Consider the following 3,249-nt stretch of genomic DNA (forward strand, 5'->3'; position numbering starts at 1 on the left):
CAGGAGCGCGAACGCCTGGAAGTGACGTTCCCCGACCACACGACCGTGATCGTCAAAGGCGCAGGCACCTACGTGGAATCCGACGCCCCAGATGAGTTCGTCGCCGCAATCCGCGACTGGTACACACCCAGGGCGTGAGAAGTTGCCGTCGGCGACGTGACCCCACGATGTCATCACGTATCGCAGCAATGTCGGGACACCCCTAGGGCTGCATTGGGTTGCGAAGTTGATAGAAGCACTCGACCTGGTGACAGAGGAGCGACTCTACCGACTCTCAGAAAGGCAGCCACATGACCGAAACAGCCACTCCCGCACGCTTTGTCGTAATACCCCGAACCGAAGAACACGGCGGATACGAAAACAAGTGCTACACCCACTACGTCCAAGACAACGGCGGCCGCTACAGCCTGCAAGGCTCATGGGTCGAAACAGACGCAGAATGGTTCGCGAACAAGATGAACACACAGTTGGGATAACCAACCAGCAAGGCCCGCACCGGATTCGGTGCGAGCCTCACTGCTGCACTCCTACGTGGAGGCTGGATGATCCGGCATCTTCATCAAGATCAGATCCGCGCCGTCCTTGTACCGATACGCCCACTGACCATTCTCCAGCATCACCGTGCCGGCCTGGCCCTTGTCCGGGGCTGGACTCCAACTCTGAGTCTCTTCCGGCTTTGCAATCTCACTCATCGAAATCCCACGTTCCAGGCCGCGCGATCTTCGGCGGCACGTCGTTACTCATACGAATTCCAGCCTTGAGGCCGCCATTCGGGCGACCGATTGTCCCGGTCAAACGTGGCGGCAGTCCGCATGCAATCGCGAACTCAGCCAGATCCAGATTCGGATCCGAATATCTCAACACCTGGGCGGTGACGAGCACGACATTCCATCGAAGCCGATCCGTCTCTTCCGCGGTCAGAACCTTGTCAGTCGATCTGGATTTGGTGTCTCCGGCGCGATCGTGTCCCGCACGATCAATACGCCACGGTGCATCCGACCAATCATGCTGCTTGATCTCCGCCGCAAATTCTTGCGCGAGTCTGCTCAACGTCATCTTTGCTCCTGCCGATAAGGAACCACCCGAAGGCGGCGTCTAAACACCTCGCCGACCGAGGTGCCACTTCAAGACGCTACGCCGTGGTGCCGACACTTATGCCGAGCGCAACATGTGTCGGCCATATGACATCGAACGCACGTTCGACTACCGTGGTTGAAGGAGCGGTTGAGGGTAGGAGGACAGATCGTCATGACTGAACTGTCCGACCAGGTCACGCCCGGTCCAGAAGTCCTCAGTAAAGCGGAAAAGCTCGAACAGCTCCGCCGCAAAATGGCGTCGATACCCGCACGCTCCGACGGCACCGAACCAGCCACACCCTCCGTCGTGCTCCGCCCAGTCGACGAGCGCGAACCGACCCCCATCGTGGCCACCGCGCAATCAACTCTCCGGATGCTTCCCGTTCCCAAGCCGATCGGTGACCTACTCCCACGCGGGGGACTGGCACGAGGGACCGTCGTCAGCGTCGACGGCGCGGCATCAGTCCTCATCGGACTGCTCGCCACCGTCACCGCCGCCGGCGGGCACGTCGCCGTAATCGGAATGCCCGGACTGGGGCTACTTGCATTCCACGAGCAAGGGGGAAATTTGGCGAAGCTCGCCCTCGTCCCCCAGCCAAAGGACGCCGGAATCGACTGCGCCGCAATTCTGCTGGAGGGTTTCGATGCCGTTGTCCTGGGCCTCGCCGGTGGCGCTGTGACGCCCTCACGAGGACGGGCGGTTGCTGCACGTGCGAGGAGTAAGGGATCTCTGCTGATAGTCACTGAGGGGCAATGGGACGGTCCGGATCTGCGCATCTCTTCCCGCGTTTCCGGGTATTCAGGATTATCAGCAGGGAGAGGGCGAGTAACAGGCGTTCAGCTCGACGTCGCGGCCGCCGGCAAAGGATTCCAACAACGCACAGGCAGCATGGAGATCCGCGACGAGAGCGGACAACTCCGATGGGCAACCGTCGATCACACTCCCCTCGCATCGACACCGCCATTAAAGGCAGCACAATGATCAACACCGATCACTGGACCGAGCGCTGGCCCGACCACCCCGTGATCAGGACATTCGACCCACCGAGAGCAGTGAAAGTCGACATCGGCCGCGCGCTCCCGCTCGGACGCGGGGGAGCCTCACGCGCCGATCACGTGAGCATGCGGGTGAAAACGTCCGCGCTCTACATGTCCGGGTATCTTGATGCAGCCCAACAATTTTGGGTCAAAATGCACGATGGACAATGGTTGGCCGGGGTAACCGTGCGAGTCGCCGATGCGGGCGGAACCAACCTCGTCGAAATCGACATGCTCGTGACCGCCGACGCCATCACCGAAGTGCCGGCCACCTCCTGAACGCACGGAAAGGGCCGGTGAGCAATGTGCTCACCGGCCCTTATGCGTACAACTCGGCCTACGTCACCATTCCTGGACGATGTCGACGGTGCTGCGCCAGATCGCGGGGTTGTTCACGCTGAACGAGACCTGACCTTGGTGGTTTGCGGTCTCGTCAACCAGCTGGCCGATGGTGGCGCGGACGATGGTCCCGTTGTTGTAGACCGATCCTTCGCCGGAATAGACGCCCCAGTATTCGCCAGGGATTGCGTTGAGGAAATCAGCGGTGTTGGTGTCGGCGAGGAAACGCGTCTCGTTCTGATCGAACCGAACACCGACATATCCGTCTCCGGAATACGGTGTAGCGGCAGATGCGGCACCCGCACCGAGGAGAGCGACAGCACCGGCCGCGACCGGGACCAACAGCGCAGCTACGGCCATACGTGAACGGGACATGGAAACCTCCTGTGACGCGAAGGCTGCATCGACCGCAACCAACTTGATGTAACTGACGGTATCGCACAATTCGGTAACCGAACATTTGCGACAAGATGACCTCGGTCACGCGGTCGAGGGACTGGAAGTCCGGCATTCGTGCCGCTCGTACTTTATGACTAGGCGAAACGGTGGTTACGGGCCGGGAATGTGCACACGAAAACGGGCCGCTTGCCGCTTTCGTTCCCTGTGAGTGAATGCCTGGCACTCAACCCGGTCGGTCGGACCACCTACTGCATCCGCCTGCCCGGCGGCCCGGCCACCTGCGGTGTCCCCCGAAAAGAACTCCGCTTCGCTCCGTTCTGCAAAAGCGTTCTATTTGTTTTCCCTTCTGGCCTTCCGATTTTGACCGGCGGTGACCTGCGCGCAACCGCTGACTCCG

6 protein-coding genes are annotated in these 3,249 nt (G+C 60.8%); 3 read left to right on the forward strand and 3 right to left on the reverse strand.

Translation table 11 applies throughout. The features are described 5' to 3' along the window. Window positions 1-290 precede the first annotated feature (290 nt). The gene (locus QMA15_RS32430; RefSeq protein ID WP_290289230.1) at window positions 291-476 is read left to right on the forward strand and encodes a hypothetical protein; all 186 of its coding nucleotides are present in this window, start codon (window positions 291-293) and stop codon (window positions 474-476) included. A 51-nt stretch (window positions 477-527) separates the two neighbouring features. Here the strand turns inward: QMA15_RS32430 and QMA15_RS32435 are convergent, their stop codons facing one another. Continuing rightward, window positions 528-692 carry a hypothetical protein gene (locus tag QMA15_RS32435; RefSeq protein WP_290289233.1) on the reverse strand — a complete coding sequence of 55 codons (165 nt, stop codon included), beginning with the start codon at window positions 690-692 and terminating at the stop codon, window positions 528-530. Continuing rightward, window positions 685-1,056 (reverse strand): hypothetical protein, encoded by a 372-nt coding sequence (locus QMA15_RS32440; RefSeq protein ID WP_290289235.1) that lies wholly within the window; start codon window positions 1,054-1,056, stop codon window positions 685-687. Before QMA15_RS32440 ends, QMA15_RS32435 begins: the two co-directional genes overlap by 8 nt. A 192-nt stretch (window positions 1,057-1,248) precedes the next feature. Here QMA15_RS32440 and QMA15_RS32445 point away from each other — a divergent pair, with 192 nt between their 5' ends. Together QMA15_RS32445 and QMA15_RS32450 are read left to right on the forward strand one after the other, a co-directional pair. Then, window positions 1,249-2,058, forward strand: a complete 810-nt coding sequence (locus tag QMA15_RS32445; protein WP_290289237.1) for a hypothetical protein — start codon at window positions 1,249-1,251, stop codon at window positions 2,056-2,058. Next, on the forward strand, window positions 2,055-2,393 hold the full coding sequence (locus tag QMA15_RS32450) for a hypothetical protein (protein WP_274703452.1): 339 nt from the start codon (window positions 2,055-2,057) through the stop codon (window positions 2,391-2,393). The genes QMA15_RS32445 and QMA15_RS32450 overlap by 4 nt, the downstream gene beginning before the upstream one ends. Before the next feature lie 63 nt (window positions 2,394-2,456). On the opposite strand, the gene QMA15_RS32455 is transcribed toward QMA15_RS32450, so the two are convergent. After that, window positions 2,457-2,828, reverse strand: a complete 372-nt coding sequence (locus tag QMA15_RS32455; protein WP_139799868.1) for a hypothetical protein — start codon at window positions 2,826-2,828, stop codon at window positions 2,457-2,459. Window positions 2,829-3,249 lie beyond the last annotated feature (421 nt).

The sequence above is a fragment of the Rhodococcus sp. APC 3903 genome, assembly GCF_030407755.1.
Lineage (GTDB): Bacteria > Actinomycetota > Actinomycetes > Mycobacteriales > Mycobacteriaceae > Rhodococcus_F > Rhodococcus_F erythropolis.